The organism is Nonomuraea sp. NPDC050478 (genome assembly GCF_044458265.1).
GTDB classification, from domain to species: domain Bacteria; phylum Actinomycetota; class Actinomycetes; order Streptosporangiales; family Streptosporangiaceae; genus Nonomuraea; species Nonomuraea ferruginea.
The window spans coordinates 268,568-287,765 of the sequence record NZ_JBITHT010000010.1; the positions used below are offsets into that span (position 1 = coordinate 268,568).

20 protein-coding genes, 1 tRNA gene and 1 pseudogene are annotated in these 19,198 nt (G+C 65.0%); 12 read left to right on the forward strand and 10 right to left on the reverse strand.

The window, feature by feature from the left end; translation table 11 throughout:
• The first annotated feature begins 18 nt into the window (after nt 1–18).
• Complete coding sequence (locus ACIBF7_RS40360) at nt 19–1,107, forward strand: endonuclease NucS domain-containing protein (protein ID WP_397199477.1); 1,089 nt, start codon at nt 19–21, stop codon at nt 1,105–1,107.
• A gap of 465 nt (nt 1,108–1,572) precedes the next feature.
• Here ACIBF7_RS40360 and ACIBF7_RS40365 read toward each other — a convergent pair whose 3' ends face one another.
• The 5 genes from ACIBF7_RS40365 to ACIBF7_RS40385 form a co-directional block, all read right to left on the reverse strand.
• Entirely contained in the window at nt 1,573–2,502 is a 930-nt protein-coding gene (locus ACIBF7_RS40365) for a DUF4365 domain-containing protein (protein WP_397199478.1), read from the reverse strand.
• 288 nt (nt 2,503–2,790) lie between these two features.
• Nucleotides 2,791–4,260, reverse strand: a complete 1,470-nt coding sequence (locus tag ACIBF7_RS40370; protein WP_397199479.1) for a hypothetical protein — start codon at nt 4,258–4,260, stop codon at nt 2,791–2,793.
• A gap of 246 nt (nt 4,261–4,506) precedes the next feature.
• Nucleotides 4,507–5,118, reverse strand: coding sequence for a transposase (locus tag ACIBF7_RS40375; protein ID WP_397199480.1), 612 nt, complete (start codon nt 5,116–5,118; stop codon nt 4,507–4,509).
• Nucleotides 5,043–5,585: a winged helix-turn-helix domain-containing protein gene (locus tag ACIBF7_RS40380; RefSeq protein WP_397199481.1), complete on the reverse strand. Its 543-nt coding sequence runs from the start codon at nt 5,583–5,585 to the stop codon at nt 5,043–5,045. Before ACIBF7_RS40380 ends, ACIBF7_RS40375 begins: the two co-directional genes overlap by 76 nt.
• Nucleotides 5,586–5,950: 365 nt before the next feature.
• A complete protein-coding gene (locus ACIBF7_RS40385; protein ID WP_397199482.1) occupies nt 5,951–6,235 on the reverse strand; it encodes a winged helix-turn-helix domain-containing protein in 285 nt (94 codons plus the stop codon).
• A gap of 725 nt (nt 6,236–6,960) precedes the next feature.
• Between ACIBF7_RS40385 and ACIBF7_RS40390 the strand changes: the two genes are divergently transcribed.
• A complete protein-coding gene (locus ACIBF7_RS40390; protein WP_397199483.1) occupies nt 6,961–8,175 on the forward strand; it encodes a helix-turn-helix domain-containing protein in 1,215 nt (404 codons plus the stop codon).
• A 187-nt stretch (nt 8,176–8,362) separates the two neighbouring features.
• Here the strand turns inward: ACIBF7_RS40390 and ACIBF7_RS40395 are convergent, their stop codons facing one another.
• On the reverse strand, nt 8,363–8,746 hold the full coding sequence (locus ACIBF7_RS40395; protein ID WP_397199484.1) for a GntR family transcriptional regulator: 384 nt from the start codon (nt 8,744–8,746) through the stop codon (nt 8,363–8,365).
• Nucleotides 8,747–9,208: 462 nt separating this feature from the next.
• On the opposite strand from ACIBF7_RS40395, the gene ACIBF7_RS40400 reads away from it, so the two are divergent.
• The 10 genes and pseudogenes from ACIBF7_RS40400 (at nt 9,209) to ACIBF7_RS40445 (ending at nt 15,961) form a co-directional block, all read left to right on the forward strand.
• Nucleotides 9,209–10,543 carry an FtsK/SpoIIIE domain-containing protein gene (locus ACIBF7_RS40400; protein ID WP_397199485.1) on the forward strand — a complete coding sequence of 445 codons (1,335 nt, stop codon included), beginning with the start codon at nt 9,209–9,211 and terminating at the stop codon, nt 10,541–10,543.
• A gap of 22 nt (nt 10,544–10,565) precedes the next feature.
• Nucleotides 10,566–10,985: pseudogene (locus ACIBF7_RS40405) on the forward strand (DUF2637 domain-containing protein); the annotation flags it as partial.
• Between the two features lie 132 nt (nt 10,986–11,117).
• Nucleotides 11,118–12,020: an IS5 family transposase gene (locus ACIBF7_RS40410; protein ID WP_397199486.1), complete on the forward strand. Its 903-nt coding sequence runs from the start codon at nt 11,118–11,120 to the stop codon at nt 12,018–12,020.
• Complete coding sequence (locus ACIBF7_RS40415; protein ID WP_397199487.1) at nt 12,017–12,280, forward strand: hypothetical protein; 264 nt, start codon at nt 12,017–12,019, stop codon at nt 12,278–12,280. Before ACIBF7_RS40410 ends, ACIBF7_RS40415 begins: the two co-directional genes overlap by 4 nt.
• Before the next feature lie 14 nt (nt 12,281–12,294).
• Nucleotides 12,295–12,615 carry a hypothetical protein gene (locus tag ACIBF7_RS40420; RefSeq protein ID WP_397199488.1) on the forward strand — a complete coding sequence of 107 codons (321 nt, stop codon included), beginning with the start codon at nt 12,295–12,297 and terminating at the stop codon, nt 12,613–12,615.
• 12 nt (nt 12,616–12,627) lie between these two features.
• Complete coding sequence (locus ACIBF7_RS40425; RefSeq protein ID WP_397199489.1) at nt 12,628–12,789, forward strand: hypothetical protein; 162 nt, start codon at nt 12,628–12,630, stop codon at nt 12,787–12,789.
• A 5-nt stretch (nt 12,790–12,794) separates the two neighbouring features.
• Entirely contained in the window at nt 12,795–12,947 is a 153-nt protein-coding gene (locus ACIBF7_RS40430; RefSeq protein WP_397199490.1) for a hypothetical protein, read from the forward strand.
• Between the two features lie 133 nt (nt 12,948–13,080).
• A complete protein-coding gene (locus ACIBF7_RS40435; RefSeq protein WP_397199506.1) occupies nt 13,081–14,412 on the forward strand; it encodes a replication initiator in 1,332 nt (443 codons plus the stop codon).
• Complete coding sequence (locus tag ACIBF7_RS40440; RefSeq protein ID WP_397199491.1) at nt 14,409–14,600, forward strand: helix-turn-helix transcriptional regulator; 192 nt, start codon at nt 14,409–14,411, stop codon at nt 14,598–14,600. The genes ACIBF7_RS40435 and ACIBF7_RS40440 overlap by 4 nt, the downstream gene beginning before the upstream one ends.
• Complete coding sequence (locus tag ACIBF7_RS40445; protein ID WP_397199492.1) at nt 14,597–15,961, forward strand: tyrosine-type recombinase/integrase; 1,365 nt, start codon at nt 14,597–14,599, stop codon at nt 15,959–15,961. The genes ACIBF7_RS40440 and ACIBF7_RS40445 overlap by 4 nt, the downstream gene beginning before the upstream one ends.
• 806 nt (nt 15,962–16,767) lie before the next feature.
• Here ACIBF7_RS40445 and ACIBF7_RS40450 read toward each other — a convergent pair.
• From ACIBF7_RS40450 to ACIBF7_RS40465, 4 genes are all read right to left on the reverse strand, one after another.
• A complete protein-coding gene (locus ACIBF7_RS40450; protein WP_271275775.1) occupies nt 16,768–17,181 on the reverse strand; it encodes a hypothetical protein in 414 nt (137 codons plus the stop codon).
• Between the two features lie 2 nt (nt 17,182–17,183).
• Complete coding sequence (locus ACIBF7_RS40455; protein WP_397199493.1) at nt 17,184–18,329, reverse strand: hypothetical protein; 1,146 nt, start codon at nt 18,327–18,329, stop codon at nt 17,184–17,186.
• A 3-nt stretch (nt 18,330–18,332) separates the two neighbouring features.
• Nucleotides 18,333–18,572 (reverse strand): hypothetical protein, encoded by a 240-nt coding sequence (locus tag ACIBF7_RS40460; protein WP_397199494.1) that lies wholly within the window; start codon nt 18,570–18,572, stop codon nt 18,333–18,335.
• Nucleotides 18,573–18,919: 347 nt separating this feature from the next.
• A tRNA-Arg gene (locus tag ACIBF7_RS40465) sits at nt 18,920–18,992 on the reverse strand.
• Nucleotides 18,993–19,198 lie beyond the last annotated feature (206 nt).

The following is a 19,198-nucleotide window of genomic DNA, read 5'->3' on the forward strand; positions in this document are numbered from 1 at the left end:
CGTGACGATGGGGAGCGCATGACACATGAGGTGGGACTCTGGCGGATCGGTGCAAATAGCGAACCCGTTCGCATCACCTCCAGCGCAATTCCTTTGGAATCCCAGTTAGAGACGTTGATCGCCCGGGATCCCGTGATCCTGGGCGAACCCCTGATGATCATCGGGCGGCAGATAACCACGAGCTTCGGCGGGATCATCGACCTCCTCGGGGTCGAGGGTGATGGCGTGCTGCACATTGTGGAATTGAAGCGGGGCCGCACGCCGCGCGAGGTTGTGGCCCAGATCCTTGACTACGCCTCGTGGGCCAAGGAACTGAGCCACGACGACGTACTGGCCATCTACGCAGAGTCCCAGCAGGAGCCCCCCTTCGAAGTGGCGTTCTCGAACGTGTTCGGCGCCGGCCCACCGGACGAACTCAACACCGGCCACCGACTGACGATCGTTGCTCATGACGCCGACCCCGCTACAGAGCGCATCGTGAGCTACCTCAGTTCGTTCGCAGTTCCTGTCAACGTTGTGTTCTTTCGGTACTTCGAAGATGACGATCGCCGGTACCTGGCCCGTACTTGGCTGATCGACGAAAGCAAACCGTCGCGTACAGCCTCTGTAAAACAGCGGAGCGGTACCAAGGAGGCATGGAACGGCCAGGACTGGTACGTGGCTCTGGGGGAGGACAACGGGCATCGTAGCTGGGACGACGCTCGCAGGTACGGCTTCGTTTCCGCGGGGGGCGGCACTTGGTTTTCCCGGACGCTGGTCAACCTGCCCATTGGAGCGCGCATCTTCACCTGCATCCCCAAGACCGGTTACGTTGGCATAGGCACAGTGATTGGCGAGGCTCGACCGGCGAAGGAAGCGGTGCTGGAGATCGACGGGGAGACTCGGCGTTTCATGGACCTCGATTTGAAGGCGAGCTATCGACACGAGGGCGATGATCAAGACGTGACGCTCTCGGAATACGTCGTGCCCATTACCTGGATACAGGATGTCCCGCGTGAGCAGGCCAAGTGGACGCGTGGGATGTTTGCCAACCAGAACAGTGCCTGCAAGCTACGCAATAAATTCACATTGGAGCGCCTACTGGAAGCGTTCCACCTGGATGAATAGGCATGGGAGCGACCGAGCATGAGCCCGGCTAGTACAGGCTGACCGCGACCGTGGTTAGGTGTGGACGGTAGCGCGGGTGTGTCGGCGTGGGGATTTGCCGTCAGTGCTGCTGTCGCCTCAGCCGTGGTCACCCGGGCGCAAGGTCCGACGTAGGAGGGCCTTGCCGGCGATCGCCCCAACCCCGGTCGGTGAAAGCCGAAGTCAGCGATCGTCACGGCCGCACCCCGAACACTTCATTACGAGTGAGAACACGATCATCCAGGGCTGTCCACGTTGGGCGACATTGTCTCTTCGAGGCTGCTCTCACGTGAGGCACCGCCCACTCACATCCGTGATCGTCCAGGACTGTTGTTAGCACCACCGTTAGCAACGCCCACCTCTACTACTATCTTCGGCGGCAGAGCGTTCCGGAACGGATCATGGCAGGAGCGGCGCTGCTACAGCGCCTTGGGATCTGACCTAGCCTCAGAGTCCCGCGTCTGTGATCCCCAGGTGCGTTGGCATCCCCCATTCTCTGACTCTCTCTTCAAAGGTAGCCCCTAGTGCCCGAAGCCCTCGCCACACGTTGAGCAGTAGATGATCGATGGTCTCCTCAAGGATTCCCATCTTGCCCAGTTCCTCGACGCTAATCACAGCACCAAGGCGTGGTAGCACGGCCAGGTTCCCAGCGAGGAGCTCTCGGCATGCATGCAACTGATGAACGTAGTGAACGGGCAGAATCCACGAGCTGATCCGCCAAACGTCGAGGGCCAGCAGCCGTTCACAGAACCGCGCAGCCAGCGGCCTCATCTCTCTATCTCCGAAAACTCTTTCTAATTCGTCGAACTGATAGCTGGCCACATTGAACAAATGCATCAGCTTCGAGCGTCCACCATAAAGACGGAGGAGTTCGGCCGAAGGGCGGCCCGGTACGGTGAGGGCACTGGGAATGAAGATTCTCTTCTTAGTCCTCGTTCGCCAGTCCGGATCCTCCCGATCCAGTACTCTCTCGATGTAGTCAGTGAGACTGATCATATAGGTTGTGCGAGTGTCAAGCGTAACAAGGAAGAGAACAACCGCGAAGGAAGCCCCCATTGCCTCCACCGTGAGTAATTCACTCACCTCAAGGTCGTAGGAAACGGCCTCGTACTCCACCGAAAGTTGAGGCCCCTGCCTTTTGCCTCCTGCCAACGGGCTACCGTAGGAGCGCGCGATCCGGAGACTAAGGGTTGTCCTGTTGATAGATTTGAGCTGGAAAAAGATATGTTCACCCAGCGTTTCATAGACGTCACCCCCCTCACTTACCGGTTCAAAAATCTCGATGGTCCCATCGATGCCATAATCCGGCTTATACTCATGGATAACCCATTCGCTCGGAAGTGCAGCACGGAGCAGCCCTCCAGACTCCTCTTCCATAACGTGACGTCTGTCGCGCCGTTTCCTATGCTGCATTACCGCTCCCTTCGAACAATGAACTTTATGGCGACTGCTTCAACTTCCACTGGACGCTATACGCGCGCTTAACTAACCGCCCGCACTCACGCGGTCCTTCGGAACGCTCTGGAGTGCGCCGTACGAGAGAAGATTATCGCTCGGAACGTCGCCAAGCTTGTCAAGGTCCCGGTGCCTAAGTTCGAGGTCAATCGGCGGCCTGACCGTCCCGCAGGCTCATGCCGTCCTCAAGGCCACTCGGGAGCACCGGCTCTACGCGTTGTACATACTGGCGCTCTGCCTCGGCCTGCGCCGTGGGGAGCTCCTTGGGCTCCGCTGGACGGACGTCGACCTTGAGGCCGGCAAGTTGGAAGTGGTCCAGAGCCTCCAGCTGGTCGCGGTCCGACTCCAGTTCGTCCACCCGAAGACCTTCGACTCGGAGCGGACTGTCCCTCTGCCTGGAGGCCCTGCGGGAGCACCGAAGGAAGCAGGTGACTTCACTAGATCCAAGCGGAACGATTTCCATACACGGCGTGAAGCGTTGACGAGCACCTCGCCACCTTTGATCTCATACGTATTGATTTCTGCCGTCAACGTTCCAGGGGTACCGTCGGAGGGCCGAATGCGCAGGTCACCTCCATTGATACTTCCCGGCCCGGCGCTGATAGAGGTATCTCCCTGCGGACATACGTCAAGATTCACGTACGGATGCCCCGTAAGCTTAGAAGGAACTGTGATATTAACACGATCAGTCTTTGTATCGTCGAAGACGAGGCGTCCAGATAGTTCGTATGCATGCATCCGGACATCAACTTCTTCGAGCCTGGATCGCGAAAAGTCAACTTCTCCGGAGATGTGCGAATGTTGCGACTGAAAGAAGAAGAGGGTGCCGTCGCTATCGAATTTAAAATCAGTCCCTGTAGCATTTATATCACAAAAAGACAGATCTGCGTTTCCGTCGATGTCCATAAAGTCAAGTAGGAGCTGGCATTTACTCATACTGGATCCATCAAACCAAACGCGAGAGCCCTCCCCGATGCGCATCCCCTGTAGGAGGATAGTCATGTTTTTGAACGTAGAACCCGTGAAATCTATACGTGTTCTGCCTGTTAATTTGGTGCCGCGAAGTCGAATCTCTCCGCCCTCGAATACGCAATTACGAAATTGCATCACGACGTCATGCAGCACGGTTTTGTCTAGATCTACATTATCGAAATGTCCACCAGAAAAATCCAGTTCCTGGTCATGCCATGAAGTTTTCTCGGTGCGGTCAGTTAGGTGAGAACGTATTACCTTCCAGACAGTGCGCCGGACCTCTCTTTCTCCGGCTCTCTCCATTCCGGATTCTGTCGCCGGCATTGGTAGGCGCATATAAGAGGCAAGGGCTAAGGTGCATGCTGCCTTGCCTGCTATCCAGTCATCTGCCAAAATTGCAAGGGCGTGCACGGCCGCCAGTCGGGCTGCTGGACGCTCATTAGCAAGCAGATCGGCCGCCTTGATATATCTCTCAGAAAATGCTGCCTCATCTTCTCTTGCGGATTCACGCTCAGTCAGTACTTGCTTTCTGAAGGCATACACCGCGCCTAGCGATGCGCCAATTAGAGCAGTTGTGGCGATAGCTGCGGTTAGAAGTCCTGTGAGATTTTGTTGGTTTGGCGCGGCAAAGCCGGATAGAAGAAATATGATAATCCAGTAGATAAAGAAGAGGGTCACGACTGAAAGAATCGCCAGGATGGCGGCCACCGGCAACAGTCTGTGCAGACCTAGAAATTGGCCCGGCGATGTAGCTTCAGCGAGCCATCGCGTTATGATTCTTGGCTGTGACGACAGCAGACGCCTCGTCGTTCCCCGTACGGTGCTCACGCATCACCTCGGTCGCTTGGAGTGCCTAGTAGCCGGTGGTAACTAGGTAATTTACGCACCAAGCTCGGAACTGGCTAGCGCTTCAGCCATCGACAGTACCTACACCGGTTGAATTCGTAGAGTCGGTCATAGTTTTTCCGGGGTGTCGAGGGTGGGGCCGGTCTGGGCCAGGCAACCGGTGAGCAGATGCGGCCGATACTGAATCTTCTTCAGCTTGCGTTTGACGAGCCGGACCAGCCCGGGCAAATCAGCGACAACGAAGTTGGCCAGCGACCGCCGCAACAGGGACCAGACGCCCTCGACAGGGTTGAGCTCGGGAGCGTAGCTGGGTAACTGGACGATGCGCAGCCAGTCGGCGTTCGCGGCGGCGAAATCGGCGAGCTGGCCGGCCAGGTGCACGTTGAGGTTGTCCCAGCACCAGACCAGTGGCGCGCCCAGTTGCTGGTGAGTAGCCACGATCAGATCCCGGTAGTCCATCCAGGAGAACGTCTTCGGCTCGCCCTTGCGCCGCCGGTAGACGTGCAGGCGGTAGAACAGGTGCGGCCGTTCGCCGTCCCGGTAAGCCACGACGCCGGCCATGTTGACCCGGCCCGAGCCTTTGCCGCGCACCGTGACCACCGGCCGGGCACCCACCGGTGCCCAGATACGTCCTTTCGGCGGCCTCAGCCCCTGACCTGCCTCGTCTTCGAAGCAGATGTAGGCGCCCAGGTCCGCCGCGGTGCTTTTACCACCGGCCACACCTCGTCCTTCCAGACCGCGATGGCCTCCTCATCGCGCTCCAGAGCACGCCGGGCCGGGACCTGCACCGACCAGCCATGGCGGCGCAGCAGCTTGCCCACGCCCTCGATGGTGTAGCCGATATGGAACAGCCGCCCGATCAGCGCCTTGACCCGGCCCAGGGTCCAGCACTGATCCTCCACATAGCCCCAGGCCAGCGGCCCGCGCCGCAGCTCGGCATCCAGCCGCGCCCACTGCCGGGCCGATAACTTCTCCCTCGACACCGGCCCCTTCGAGCGCAGCGCCTCAGTCCCGCCCTCAAGCCAGGCCTTGCGCCAGCGGGTCACCGACCGCTCGTGCACCCGTAACCGCGCGGCGACCGTTCTGGCCGACTCTCCAGCCTCGAACCACTCGGCCGCCTGCAGCCGTACACGCTCCCGCCGCTCCTGCTCCGCGGGCGTGTATCCACCCCTTTGCCCGTACCGCATACCTCGGTCGTACCGCATCGACCGCTATCCGTCACGCCCCGGAGACACTACGAATTCAACCGGTGTATTATCTCGGACCCGGCAAATCCACACCGGGGCCCGTCCTGACGATCACAGGGTTGTTGGCGGGTGCGACTGCCGCCCCAGCTGCGCCGTTAGGGCTTTCTCTCGCCTTGGGTGCCTGTTGCTCTTTGGTGACTGGCGCGTGGGCGGTGCTGGCCGCGACCGGCCGGAGAGCCGCAGCGCGGCCAGTGACCGCCCGACGCGCGGCAGTGCGCCGTAGGCGGGCTGCCCTTGATGACGTAGAGAAAGTTCTCATCCGCCGACACTGGGCCCAAAAATGATCTTGGTGGAGTGCCGGGTGTTCACTCGGCGTCGCTGGCCGTGGTCCCGTCGCCGGCACTTTTCACGAAGCTGCCCAGGTTGGGCACGGTGTAGATCTTGTCCGCCGCTCTGAGGCGTTCCATGGCCTTGCGTATGGTGGGGCGAGCGACTCCGAACTCCTCCATCAGCTTGACTTCGGAGATCTTGAACTTGGGTCCCCACTCGCCCGCGTCGATCCGCACGACGAGGACCTCAAGGATCTGCTCCCATCGAGAGCGGTCCTCGTCAAACTCCCAGGTGCGCGTGTGCTCGACATATCTCGCCACATGATGAGGCTAGAAGGGCATTTCATGCCCCTTCACACCGGATCACGCAGCTCCATGAAGCTTCATGGAATAGACAGGGGCTTACAGGCTGGCTATGCTTGAAGCATGGCATCGATGAGCGGCAGGGCAGAGCCCCTCCGGGTGGGGCAAGAGCACATGCGCTCGGCCACTGGCACGCAGGCGCGTGCTGCACGGCTTGATTCTGTCGGTCGCTCATCGATGCCCTCCAGCGAGAGGACCGGACGGACCGCGGCCGAGATTGGGGCCTATCACAGCGTCCACCCCGCCAAGGAGCGCCCCAATCTGACCCCGGTCCACTGGCGCCCCGGTGCTTCCCGCGCCGCTCGTGTCCGTGTGCGTGCCTACACCTGTGACTGTCTGCCGGTCGTCTTCGAGCTCTGCGTCGCCGGCGGCCTTGCCTTCGTGCGCCGTCACGAACGTTCGATCGGCCGCCTGGTCGTCGTTGAAAGCGAGTGGGAGACGTGGCGTCGAACCGAAGAGCTCTGGACCGCGATCTTGAGGGGTGAAGCAGGCTAGAAGGACGCCACGCCGGTATCCAGTAGCGCCACTGTCACGTTGCGCTACTGACGCGTGACGGCATGTTTCCGCAGGTCGAAGGCCGACCTGCGGATCGGCGTGCCCGTGCACTGGCAGTTTTTCTGCTGGTGAAGCAGGTCACCCGCCTTATCGTCGAGTCAGCCGACGGAGATAAGGAGGGCGGACACGTGGCTACCGAGAACCTGACACAGGGACAGCGGATCGCGCGCGCTCGGCATCGTAAGGGCTGGGACCAAGCGACCCTGGCCGAGAAGATCGGCCGTTCCGTCTCATGGCTGTCCAAGGTCGAGAACGGGCGCTTGCCGCTGGACCGCATGAGTGTGCTCGGCCAACTCGCCGGAGTACTCGGTGTGGAGGTCGCCGAACTGACAGGACAGCCGTACCGGCATGAGACGGCAGAACTCGACTCGGGCCACGCCGCGGTTCCGGGACTGCGCCTCGCCCTGCAGCAAGCCTCACTCCCGGCCGGTGTCGCGCCGCTGCCTTCGCGGGGGCCGCGCGCGCTGGCCGACTTGGAGGCCAACGTCCGCCTGGCCGAGCAACTCCGCCAGGACGCCAAGTTCACCGCGCTGGGAGAGGTCCTGCCCGGCATCCTCACCGACCTGATCACTATCACTGGAGACTCATCGGCAGACTGCGACCGGGCGGAGGCCCTCATGCTGCGGGCCTGTCACATGGCACGTGTCTCCTCCAACCTTCTGGGTCACCACGACCTCGGATGGACGGCGGTGCAACGTGAACTGGTCGCCGCGCAACGAGTGGGCTCGCCCGACTTGATCGCCGCCGCCAGTTGGGACCTGTGCGGCGTCTGGCTCCACGAAGCCCAGCTGGACCCGGCGAAGAACGCTGCACTGACCGCCCTCGACCACATCGAACCGTACGTGGGCGCGAGCGACACGATCAAGGCGATGTGGGGCGCCCTGCACCTGCGGGCGGCCGTCGCCTGCTCCCGGCTATGGGACCAGCGCGAGGCCGAGGGCCATCTCGACGAGGCCCGCCGCGTCGCCGAAGTTCTGCCCCCGGACGGCAACGTCTTCCAGACCCAGTTCAACCGCGTCAACACCACTATCCACGCGGTGGAGGTCAGCATGGAGCTGGGAAGACCCAGGGACGTCATCACCCGCGCGGAACAAGTAGAGATCGCCACCATCGCCTCTTCCGAAAGACAGGCGCATTACTGGACCTGTACAGCCGCCGGCTTTCACATGAACCGTAGAGACAACGAAGCCGCGGACGCCCTGCTCCGTGCGGATCGCATCGCTCCACAGCACGTCCGCAACCGGCCGCTCGTCCGCAACATCGTGCGCGACCTGCGCGACAGCGCCCGCCTGCACCGCCAACGCGAGGTCCTCAACCTCGCCAAGGCGATGCGACTTCTTTAATCCATCACCGGAGCCGGCAGTCCACCGGCTCTCCCGCCCATCAGGTAACCCGGGGGCGCTGTGGCGTCCTGCCTAACGAATGGGGTAGTGCTCGTGGGTCTCACAGAGGACGAACGCCAAGTGCTGCTACGCGAGCTGGCAGAGATCACGGTCGGCCTGGCCGAACTCCAGCGGCGAACAGAAGGGATTACTTCTCGGATCGATCAGGCTGAGTCCGGGCGTCTAGCTCGTCCAGCCTGACTGTCAGCTTCTCCATGTGCTGCCGGATCTCGCGGAGCTGGTCGGAGATGATGCGGAACTCTTCGCTGCGCTCACCGGGGGACAGCTCGGAAGTGGCGTCATCAGGGGAACGAGTGACGAAGCTGCCCGCTCCCTGGCGGGTCTCAATCAATCCTTCGTCACGCAGTACGGCAAGCGCGTTGCCGATGGTCATCATGGCCACCCCGTACTTCTCGGACAGCTCGCGAGCTACGGGGAGTTGCTCACCCACGGCATATCGGCCTGACGCGATGTCGCGCCGGATGTCCTCGGCAATCCTGAGGTACGGCCGGCGCCGGTCAGTGGGTGCCATGTGTCTACAGTAGACGTTCTAGATGCCTAGGTCTCTGGGCAATGGGTAACCAATCTCGAAAAGATCATGGCGTTACAGGTTTCCAAAGCTAGATACCTAGGTATCTTGATAACTAGTACAGTCACTCAGAGGAGTTCCACCCATGCGTACCGTCCCCATCCCTGTGGACACCAGCAAACTCGCCATCACCTGCGTGAAGGCCCCGCGCCCTCGCGTGCTACCGCGACACCGGCGAGATCAAGACCGACAAGAACGGCAACACCGTCTACGAGGTCACCGTCTCCGTCGAAGACGAGCTCGGCCGGATCGAACTCGTCAAGATCGGCATCACCGGGGAGCCGCCCATCAAGGCCGGCGACCTGGTCAACGCCGTCGGCCTGCTCGGCTACGTCTGGGAGATCGCCGGCCGGTGGGGCATTTCCTACCGTGCCACCGCCCTCCTCCCGCTACGGGAGGCGGCCGATGTCTGACCTGCACTGGTGGGCGCTCGGAGTCCTGGCCGCTGTCGCGGCCGGGCTCTGGGCCTGGCGCCGCTGGCACTACCGCTCCTTCTGGCTCGTCGTCGGCTTCCCGATCGTGGCCATCACCGTGCGGGCCACCTGGCGCAAGGTCGCCCTCGGCTGCGGCCTGACCAAGAAGCGGCAGCGCTTCTGGTTCACCACCGTCCCCGGCCTGGTCTCCTCGACCGGCGTCGTCCGCGTCCGGCGCAAGTTCCAGCGCGTCGCCGTGGACACCAAGCCCTGGATGTGGCTGCCCCTGCCGACCCGGCACGGCTGGCGGGTCACCCTGCACACCTTGGAAGGCCAGATTCCGGCCGACTACGCCGACGTCGCCGAACGGCTCGCGCACTCGTGGGGCGTGCACGCCGTGCGCGTCTCCTCCGACAAGCCCGGACGGGTGCGGCTGGCCGCGACCATGCGCGACCCGCTGGTCAAGGTCGACGAGCTGCCGCCCTCGACCGAGCTGCTCAAGGTCACCGTCGGCCGGTTGGAGACCGGCGGGCCGTGGGTCGTCGACTTCAAGACCGTCCCGCACTGGCTCAACGCCGGGGCCACGCAGTCCGGCAAGTCGAACCTCGCCAACGCCCTGATCGTCGGCCTGGCGCCGCAGCCGGTGGCGCTGGTCGGCTTCGACCTCAAGGGCGGAGTCGAGTTCACCCCGTACGCGCCTCGGCTGTCGGCGCTGGCCACCAGCCGGGCCGAGTGCGGCGGGCTGCTGGATGACCTGGTGGCGCTCATGGCCGACCGGATGGGCGTGTGCCGGATGGCCGGCGCCCGCAACATCTGGCAACTCCCGCCCACCCTGCGGCCGGTGCCGGTCGTGGTCCTGGTCGACGAGCTGGCCGAGCTCTACCTGATGGCCGACAAGAGCGAGAAGGACGAGATCGCCAAGACCTCGACCGCGCTGCTGCGGGTGGCGCAGCTCGGGCGGGCGTTCGGCATCTACCTGTTTTGCTGCGGCCAGCGGATCGGTTCCGACCTCGGCCCCGGCGTCACCGCGCTGCGGGCGCAGTGCTCGGGCCGGATCTGCCACCGGGTCAACGATCCGGAGACCGCGACCATGACGCTCGGCGACCTCGACCCGGCCGCGCTCGACTCCGCCCGCGCCATCCCGGCCCAGACGCCCGGCGTGGCCATCGTCGCGAGCCAGGACGGCCAGTGGTACCGGGCCCGCTCCTTCTACGTCAGCGAAGCCGCCGCTGAACACGCCGCCCGCACCTACGCCGCCCTCGCCCCGTCCTGGGCGGACGTGATGGCCTCCCAGCCTCACGAGCTGCCCGACTCGCAGACCGCCTGACCAAGAGAAGGGAGGGATCGTGATGTGCCGCTTGGCCGCCTGGTTGCTCGACACCGGCCCGGTCGTCGTCCTGGCCCTGATCGCCGGAGCGGGCTCGTTCACCCACATCCGCGACACCGCGACCCAGCATGGCCAGCACGGCTGGATGGCCTGGGCCGTCGCTGTGTGCATCGACCTGACCTGCGTCATGGCCGCCCGCGAACGCCAGCGCGACAAGAAGACCGGCCGCATCCGGCGGGGCCCGGTCTCCTGGCCCGTCCTCGTCCTGGCTGGCGGCATCGTCCTGTCGCTGGCCGCGAACCTGCAACAGGCCGACCCGACCGTGTGGGGCTGGATCACCGCAGCCACCCCGGCCGCCGCGTTCCTCGTCGCCGTCTCCATGCTGGAGCGCCGAGCCGCCGGTCGTACCGGACCGGCCCTACAGGACGTCCCGCAGACGTCCCCGTCCTGGACGGCGGCGTCCCCGCTAGGGCCTGTCTCGAAGTGTTGATCAACGGCGTGTCGGAGCCGGACAAGCGAAGAGGCCTCCGGTAAAGGGTTCATCGACCAAGAAGAACCTGTAACCGGAGACCTCGTGGCCACCTTAGCGGTGACGCGGCGGTTCGACCTCACCGATGCGCAGTGGGCGCGGCTGGAGCCGCTGCTGCCCGCACCCAAAAGGCCAGGTCGGCCGTCGCAGTGGAGCAAGCGCCAGCTGATCGATGGGATCCGCTGGCGGGTGCGAGTCGGCGCGCCGTGGCGGGACGTGCCGGAGTGCTACGGCTCCTGGCGGGCCGTCTACAGCCTGTTCCGCCGCTGGCAGCGGGCCGGCATCTGGCAGCAGATCCTCACCCGGTTGCAAGCGATGGCCGATGCCCGAGGCCTGCTCGGCTGGCAGGTCGGCGTGGACTCCACGATCTGCCGGGCCCATCAGCACGCGGCCGGTGCGTCCCGGCATGGTGAGTTGCAGGTCGAGCCACCCGGCGGAGTACGGCCCGAGCCTGCCGATCATGCTCTGGGACGGTCCCGGGGCGGGCTGTCGACCAAGCTGCACCTGGCGTGCGAGCAGGGACAGCGGCTGCTGGCTGTGGTGCTCACAGCCGGGCAGCGCGGCGACGCACCACAGTTCCCCGCGATCATGGCCGCGATCCGGGTGCCCCGGCTCGGGCCGGGTCGCCCGCGCACCCGGCCCGAGACCGTCCGCGCCGACAAGGCCTACTCCTCACGCGCGATCCGGCAGCACCTCCGCGCACGAGGAATTCGATGCACGATTCCCGAGCCTGCCGACCGGATCGCCGCCCGGCAGCGGCGCGGCACCCGCGGTGGCCGGCCACCAGCCTTCGACCCCGTCGACTACCGCGCCCGCTCAGCCGTCGAGTGCGGCATCAACCGGCTCAAACGGCACCGCGGCATCGCTACCCGATTCGACAAACTCGCCGTCCGCTACGAAGCCACCATCCACATCGCCGCAATCAACGACTGGCTCGTGGTTCTTTGAGACACGTCCTAGTCCCTGAGCGTCCGCAAGCCGTCCCGTATGAGGACCGTCCCGCGCTTGTCCCTGCCACCGAGGACGGTCAGGACGACCGGCAGGACGGCCCCACGCCCGACCCGGCACTCGTCGACTACGCCCGCCGCGTCGCCGACGAACACCACACCGCCCATGGCAAGCCCATCACCCGCGACCAGCTCCGCGCCCGCCTGGGCGTGTCCAACCAACTCGCCTCCGACCTGCTGCGCACCCTGCGCACCGCATGACAAGGAGATCACCGGTGACCGACGACCGCCTCGCCCTCGTCCACGGCCTCATCCACCTGGCCGCCTTCCTCCAGGCCAACCCAGACGTGCCCGCCCCTCGACGGGCCGTCGTCCACTACTTCGCCCGGGATGCCGACGACGACCAGATGCGCGCTCAGATCGACGCCATCGCCGGCTTGCTCGGCAGCCCGGTCGACCCGAGCGGCGGCCACTACGCCACGTCGGCGCGCTTCGGCCCTGTCGAGTACCGGGCCGTGGCCATCCTGTCCGACGCCCGCGCCTGCCACGCCGCCCACGACAGCTACCGCGACTGCATCACACCCGACACCCACTGAAGGAGAACCACCATGCGCATCCGCCTCGAAGGAAACCGCGCCGAGATCGCCCTCGGCATGCTCCACCTGCGCGACGCCTTCGACGTCACCTCGATGTCGCGGGCCTACCCCGACCGCGCCCGGCCCCGCAGCTACCGCATGTACGTGACCATCAGCCCGCGCAAGAGCCGGTGACCGCCATGACCGGACAGCCCTGGGCCGACTGGCCCGAGATCCTCGACGCCGTCCCGATCGTTCGCTACCGCTGCTGCACCTGCGGCGGCACCGGCCTTACCGACAACGACACCTGCGCCGACTGCTACGGCACCGGCATCGACAACCACGGCGCCTGAAGCGCTGTAGCGCCCCCCGCCTGGCCACACATCCGCCAAGATCCGCGCCAGGCCGGGGGCCATCCCACACCAGCAACCTGGATAGGACGGTCCCATCTTGCCCTGCCTTGCCCACTCCCACGCCGTCGCCGGAATGATCGACCGGCTCAACCACCCCGACTACGACCGCTGGGCCTCCCAGATCCGCCGGACCGGCGGCTGCCGCCAACCGATCCACCTGCGCGGCAAGGTCGACCACTACGACCAGGCCACCGGCGAACTCCTGCACCGCTACACCACCCGCACCGAACCCGACGGCATCCTGCGCGTCCCGTGCAAGACCCGCCGCGCCTCCCGCTGCCCGGCCTGCGCCGAGATCTACCGCGCCGACACCTACCAACTCATCCGCGCCGGCCTCGTCGGCGGCAAAGGCGTCCCGGAGACGGTCAGCGCACACCCGTGCCTGTTCGTCACCCTGACCGCCCCTTCCTTCGGCGCGGTGCACGTCCGGCGGGAGAAGAACGGCAAGGTCCTGCCCTGCTACGCCCGCCGGAACTCCGAGACCTGCCCGCACGGACAGGTCATGTCCTGCACCGCCCGGCACACCGCCGACGACCCCCGGCTCGGCGAGCCGCTCTGCCCGGACTGCTACGACTACGAAGGCTCGGTCCTGTTCAACGCGATCAGCCCTGAGCTGTGGCGGCGCTTCACCGAAGCCCTGCGCCGCCGCTTCGCCAAACTCTCCGGCCTCACCCTCAAGGCCCTGCGTGAGCAGGCCGTCATCTCCTTCGCCAAGGTCGCCGAGTACCAACGGCGCGGCCTGGTCCACTTCCACGGCGTCATCCGCCTCGACGGCCCGGACGGCCCCACCTCACCGCCCCCGGCCTGGGCCACCGCCGACGCGCTGGCCGACGCCATCCAACACGCGGCGACGGTCGTGACCGCCGAGGTCAAGCCGCTGGCCCGGACCTTCCGCTGGGGCGAGCAGCTCGACATCCGTCGCATCACCCTGGACGGCGAACTCACAGAGCAGGCCGTCGCCGCCTACATCGCCAAGTACGCCACCAAGGCCGCCGAATGCGTCGGCACCCTGGACCGGCGCATCCAACTCCTCGACGACCTCGACGCGCTCCCGATCCGGCCGCACGCCCGCCGGCTGATCGCCGCATGCCTGCGCCTAGGCACCCTGGAAGACCTGGCCGACCTCCGGCTGATCCAGTGGGCGCACATGCTCGGCTTCCGCGGCCACTTCTCCACCAAGTCCCGCCGCTACTCCACCACCCTGGGCGCCCTCCGCGCCGCCCGTGAAGAACACATGCGCGTCGAGAACGTCACCACCGGCCGCCTGCCCCTCTTCGAGGAAGACACCGTCCTCGTGATCGCGCACTGGGAGTACGCCGGACAGGGCCTCTCCCTCGGAGACCAACTCCTCGCCGCCGCCCTCACCGGCACCCGGCTCCCCGCCGTTGGTGGTGATGCTCGATGAGCAGGCGTGACGAGCTGCTGACGGTTCCGCAGGTCCTCTCCGAACTCGGTGGGGTCTCTCGCCGCACCTTCTACCGCTGGCGCGAACTCGGCCGTGCGCCGGTCTGCATCCAACTGCCCAACCTGGAACTCCGCGTGTGGCGAAGCGACCTCACGGCCTGGCTCGACTCGCGACGGGAGGCAGTGTGAACACCACCTACGACGTGAGGTTCAGCCAGATCCAGCAACGATCCAATGGCGGCGCGTCGACCTTCGTCGCGCGATGGCGCGTAGCTGGCAAGGAGAGGTCGAAGAGCTTCCGTACCAAGGGCCTGGCCAACGCCTTCATGTCCGATCTGCGGCAGGCGGCCAAGCTGGGCGAAGAGTTCGATGTCGCCACCGGCCTGCCGGTGTCGATGGCAGCGCCGGCAAGCTCCGGCCCGTCGTTCCTGGAGTTCGCGCAGGCGTACGCGCTCCGGCGCTGGAACACCTCGGCGGCTCGAACTCGGGAGACGGACGCATACGCGCTCCTGAGCCTCATTCCCGCCCTGGTGGCGGACGCGCCGCGCCGTCCCTCTGCGGAGGAACTGCGGGAGGTGCTCAGGATTCATGCGTTGCTTCCGGAGAAGCGGCGGGTCGACCTGACCACGGCACAGACGGCGACTCTGCATTGGCTGGAACGGGCGTCGCTTCCGCTGTCGACCCTCGGGGAGGCAGACGTTCTCCGTACGGCCCTCGACGCCATCTCAGTCACCTTCGCCGGTAAGCCAGCGGGTGCGAACACGGTGCGTCGTAAGCGTGCCGTCCTCCATCACCTGCTGGAGCATGCGGTTGAACAGAAGGTGTTCAGCGGCAACCCGCTGGACGCGATCAAGTGGACGGCACCCAAAGCCGTGACGGTCGTCGACCCCAGGACGGTGGTCAATCCGGCCCAAGCGCGTCAGCTCCTCGACGCCGTGCCCAAGGTGGGGCGCAAGCGAGGTCCGCGGCTCAAAGCGCTGTTCGCCTGCATCTACTACGCAGCCCTCCGGCCGGAGGAAGCAGCCGATCTGCGGCTGAAGAACTGCACCCTGCCTGAGTCGGGCTGGGGCCTGATCGTCCTGGAGCGGGCTCGGCCACAGGGAACGAAGCGCTGGACCAACTCCGGCGAGACCCACGAGTCGCGCAGCTTGAAGCACCGCGCGGACAAGGAGACGCGAGAGATCCCGATCCCGCCCGTCCTGGTCGCCATGCTCCGCGAGCACATCGCCGAGTACGGCACGGCCAAGGACGGCAGGATCTTCCGGACCGGCACCGATGGGAGCTACTCCAGCTCGGCGTACTCCTACGTCTGGCAAGAGGCCCGGAAGCTCGCCCTCACCCCGGCACAGGCGGCCTCGTCGCTGGCCGCCCGGCCGTACGACCTTCGTCATGCCGCTGTGTCGCTCTGGCTGAACGCGGGAGTCCCGGCACCGGAGATCGCCAAGCGCGCCGGTCACGGCGTTGACGTCCTCCTCCGGGTCTACGCCAAGTGCATGGACGGCCAGCAAGAACAGATCAACAGCAAGATCAACGACGCCTTGGACCCATAGCCCGCCTTCGACTTCGGCCCCGGCATGACCGGGGCCTTCTGCTTCATGCGCAGCGTCCGCCGAGTCGGTCCCACGAGACGACGCCACGGTACGTCAATCTTTGATGCACGGGTAGTGATCAGGGAGACCCTATGCACGATGAGCACGACCGCCCTGGCCCTTCGACCGAAGACCTTCCTCCACTGCGCCGACCTCCGTACGGCTTGCCACTTCGAAGGCGAGCTCGGCCCGTTGACGCCAACGCCGATCTCCGCTGGAGGAGGTACGCGACTCCGACGCCGCCGACGAAGTCGACATTGCACGGCTCGGATCGTCGGGCAAGGTTCGCACTGGCCGCCGGGTTCCTGGCCTGCATGGTTCTCGGCGTCTGGTCGAGCGTCTCAGGCACCGGCGGGGCCTCCGAGGGGTCGAGAGGCGCCACGGGGACAACACACCACCTGAGTACGGCAGAGAAGCCGGCCGTATCGCTTCCCCCGTCGCCAGAGCCCACGAACAGCGCTCGGGCCTCTACCGTGCCAAGCCCGAAATCTACGCCAGTGAAAACCGTGAAGCGTGAACGGGCAGAAGCATCGGGCGTGAGCCGTCACCGGAGGCAGCGCGTAGTTCGGGTCGAACCGCGTAGGAAGCCCTCCGTATCCGCGGGCCGAGGTAGAGCGACCGAGAGCAGGGGCGCGCATCGCGGTACCGGAAACCCGCTGGTTCCTTTGATCGCCGCGAGGTGCGACGCGCTGTTCCCGCCTTCCCGCCCTGCGTCCCGTCTGCACAACCGGGTATGCCACCAGGTCTACGGTCGATAGTCAGCGCCATCACTCGTCGAAGCCGGCGATCCAGCCCTCGATGTACTTCGCCGCTTCCTCCGCGAGAACCACGGCCTCCCTGGGGGCCGGGCCGAGGGAGTCGACGAGCTTCTCAGGGTCTACCGGCTGGCCGGGGCTCACGAGATAGCAGGACAGGCCCGTACTCATCTGCCGGGCCATCGAGGAGACGAACGCGTTCCGGCGGAACCTGTTGCACAGCAAGAGCAGGCCCTGGCGCTCAAGTTCCTGCCTCAACTCCGTCAGCGTGTCCTCGAAGTCCACTGGTGATCGGAACACCAGAGGCGCAGCGTTCTGCCGGTCGAAGCGGAGTTCGCAAATATCGTCGTCTTCGATGTCCCGTAGCGTTACGACGCATGGCAGGCGTGACTCATCTGCGAGATTTACTGCTTCAAGCCGGTACATGCTCACCTCGGTTCATAGTTCGGGTTGGGTATCCACGTGTCCGGCTGGTCGAATCGGCCTAACCGCCAAGCACCCCTGATCTGGCCCGGTTCGATCCGCTTGAACACAACTTCCTGCTCAGGCAGCAGGTACTTGACGCCGTCCCTGTATTTCACGGGCTCGCCGTTGCCCCAGTTGTCTATCTCGTAGATGAAGCCCTTATGTTTGATCGCGAACCCTCGTGCCACGTTCTTACTTTCGGAAGCCGCGATCAAGCCGTTCCCGCCGGTCATATGTTCTTCGAGGCCCATCTCAGGGTTGCGGGCGGTCATGCCGTTCTCGAATATCCTCTCCGTTCGCCGGCCGTCGCCCCGGAACAGCGGCGGAGTTCCTTGGTCTACGGAGCCAGGAGTCCCGTTGTCCAGTGACGATGTCTTCCCTGAAGGGCGTACCCTCGTGCTCTCGGCGGCCTTCGCCAGAGCACCGGCAACGCGCTTGCCGCCAGAGACTATGCTGCTCGACCCGCCTGATCCGAGGGCAGCCAGGATGTCCGGGATGAGGCGTCCGAAGGCTCGCTCTGGGTTGGTTATCCAGGTGTCCCAGTCCGCCGCTGCCTTGGCGAACCCGAGCGGATCCTGAACGCCCGCGATCACTGCTTGGGCGACGTCTCCGGCGTCGCGTTCCCACCCCCAGTAGTCGAAGATGATGCGGTTGGGGGTCATCTTGAGCACGGTTTCGCCTACTCCGGTTGCGCCCTCGACGGCGCCCTTGGCGAGTTCGATCATCGGGTCGCCGGAGTTGAGGTTCGGGTCGAAGGTTGCTTGGATCTGCTGACCTAGGCGGTCCCAGAAACCCCCGGTCACCGGGAGCACCGCGCCGGGCGCGAGCAACGCCTCATCCACCATGACGTGCTTGCCGTTGCCGAACAGCTCCGGCTTGTCGAGTTCCATTCGCTCCAAGAGCAGTAACCGCCGGTTGAGTTCCGGGCCTTGCTGTCCGGCCCACCCCGCAACCTGGCGGATCTTGTTGGCCGCGACGGGCGATAACCAGGCCCCTCTCAGCAACTCCCATAACTCGTCGCCGATGGAGCCCAGAGAGGTCTCAGCGGTGTGCATGGTCGCCTTCAACGCCCGGACGCCCTCGGGGACCATGCCTTCAAGCCCGCCCACGGCTCAGCCTGGACTGTCGGCGGGCGTACGGGCGAGCAGTGCTCGTAGTTCGTCGACTGCCTCGGTGCAAGCATTGAGCAGGACCTGACGCTGACCGGTGAGCTCCTGGCCGAAGCGTTGCGCGGCCGGCCCGGTCCAGATGTTCTGCGCCATCAGCGTCACCGCTCGGTCGAGGCTGGTCCGGGCCTCGTCGGTGAGTTGCTCCGCTCGGCGTAACGCCTGTTCCACTTGCTCCCGGGTCATGCGCGACTCCCTCGGGCGCGGTGACGGACACGAGATCGAGGTGTGAGGCCATTGGACTGCGGTGGAGACGCCGTAGCAACCGAATCGTCGGGATTGGTCTGATATCAGCCGAGCGGAGTCTCTCGAAGGCTTGACGGTCCCTTCTGGGGCTCTATGTGGTCAACACGCTTGTGTTTTCCCTGGTCGGCATGGTCGAAGGACCCTCAAGATCATCCCGTGTATCTCCCGTGATCAAGGTCCTACGGCTGCATACGGGTGCCCTCAACGGCCTACGAAGGATCAAGAAAGCAAAAGACCTGCGGCTGAGAAACCGCAGGTCAACGGGCGAAAACCCTGGTCGAAGAGAGTGCCCCCGGCAGGATTCGAACCTGCGGCACCCGCTTTAGGAGAGCGGTGCTCTATCCCCTGAGCTACGGAGGCGGACAGACCAAGCCTAGCGAAAGTCCGGCCCTCCGTGTGCCACCCGGCCCCGGTGACTTGCCGGAGCCCACGTCATGGGTGGTGTGAGCTGCGGTAAAGCCCTGGCAAGTGATCACCTTTCGGGACAGGTGACGCGGATACCGTCCCACCTGTGGATGCGAGGCGACGGAGGCAGGCGCGCCGGCGGCCGGTGGTGCTGTTTGCGG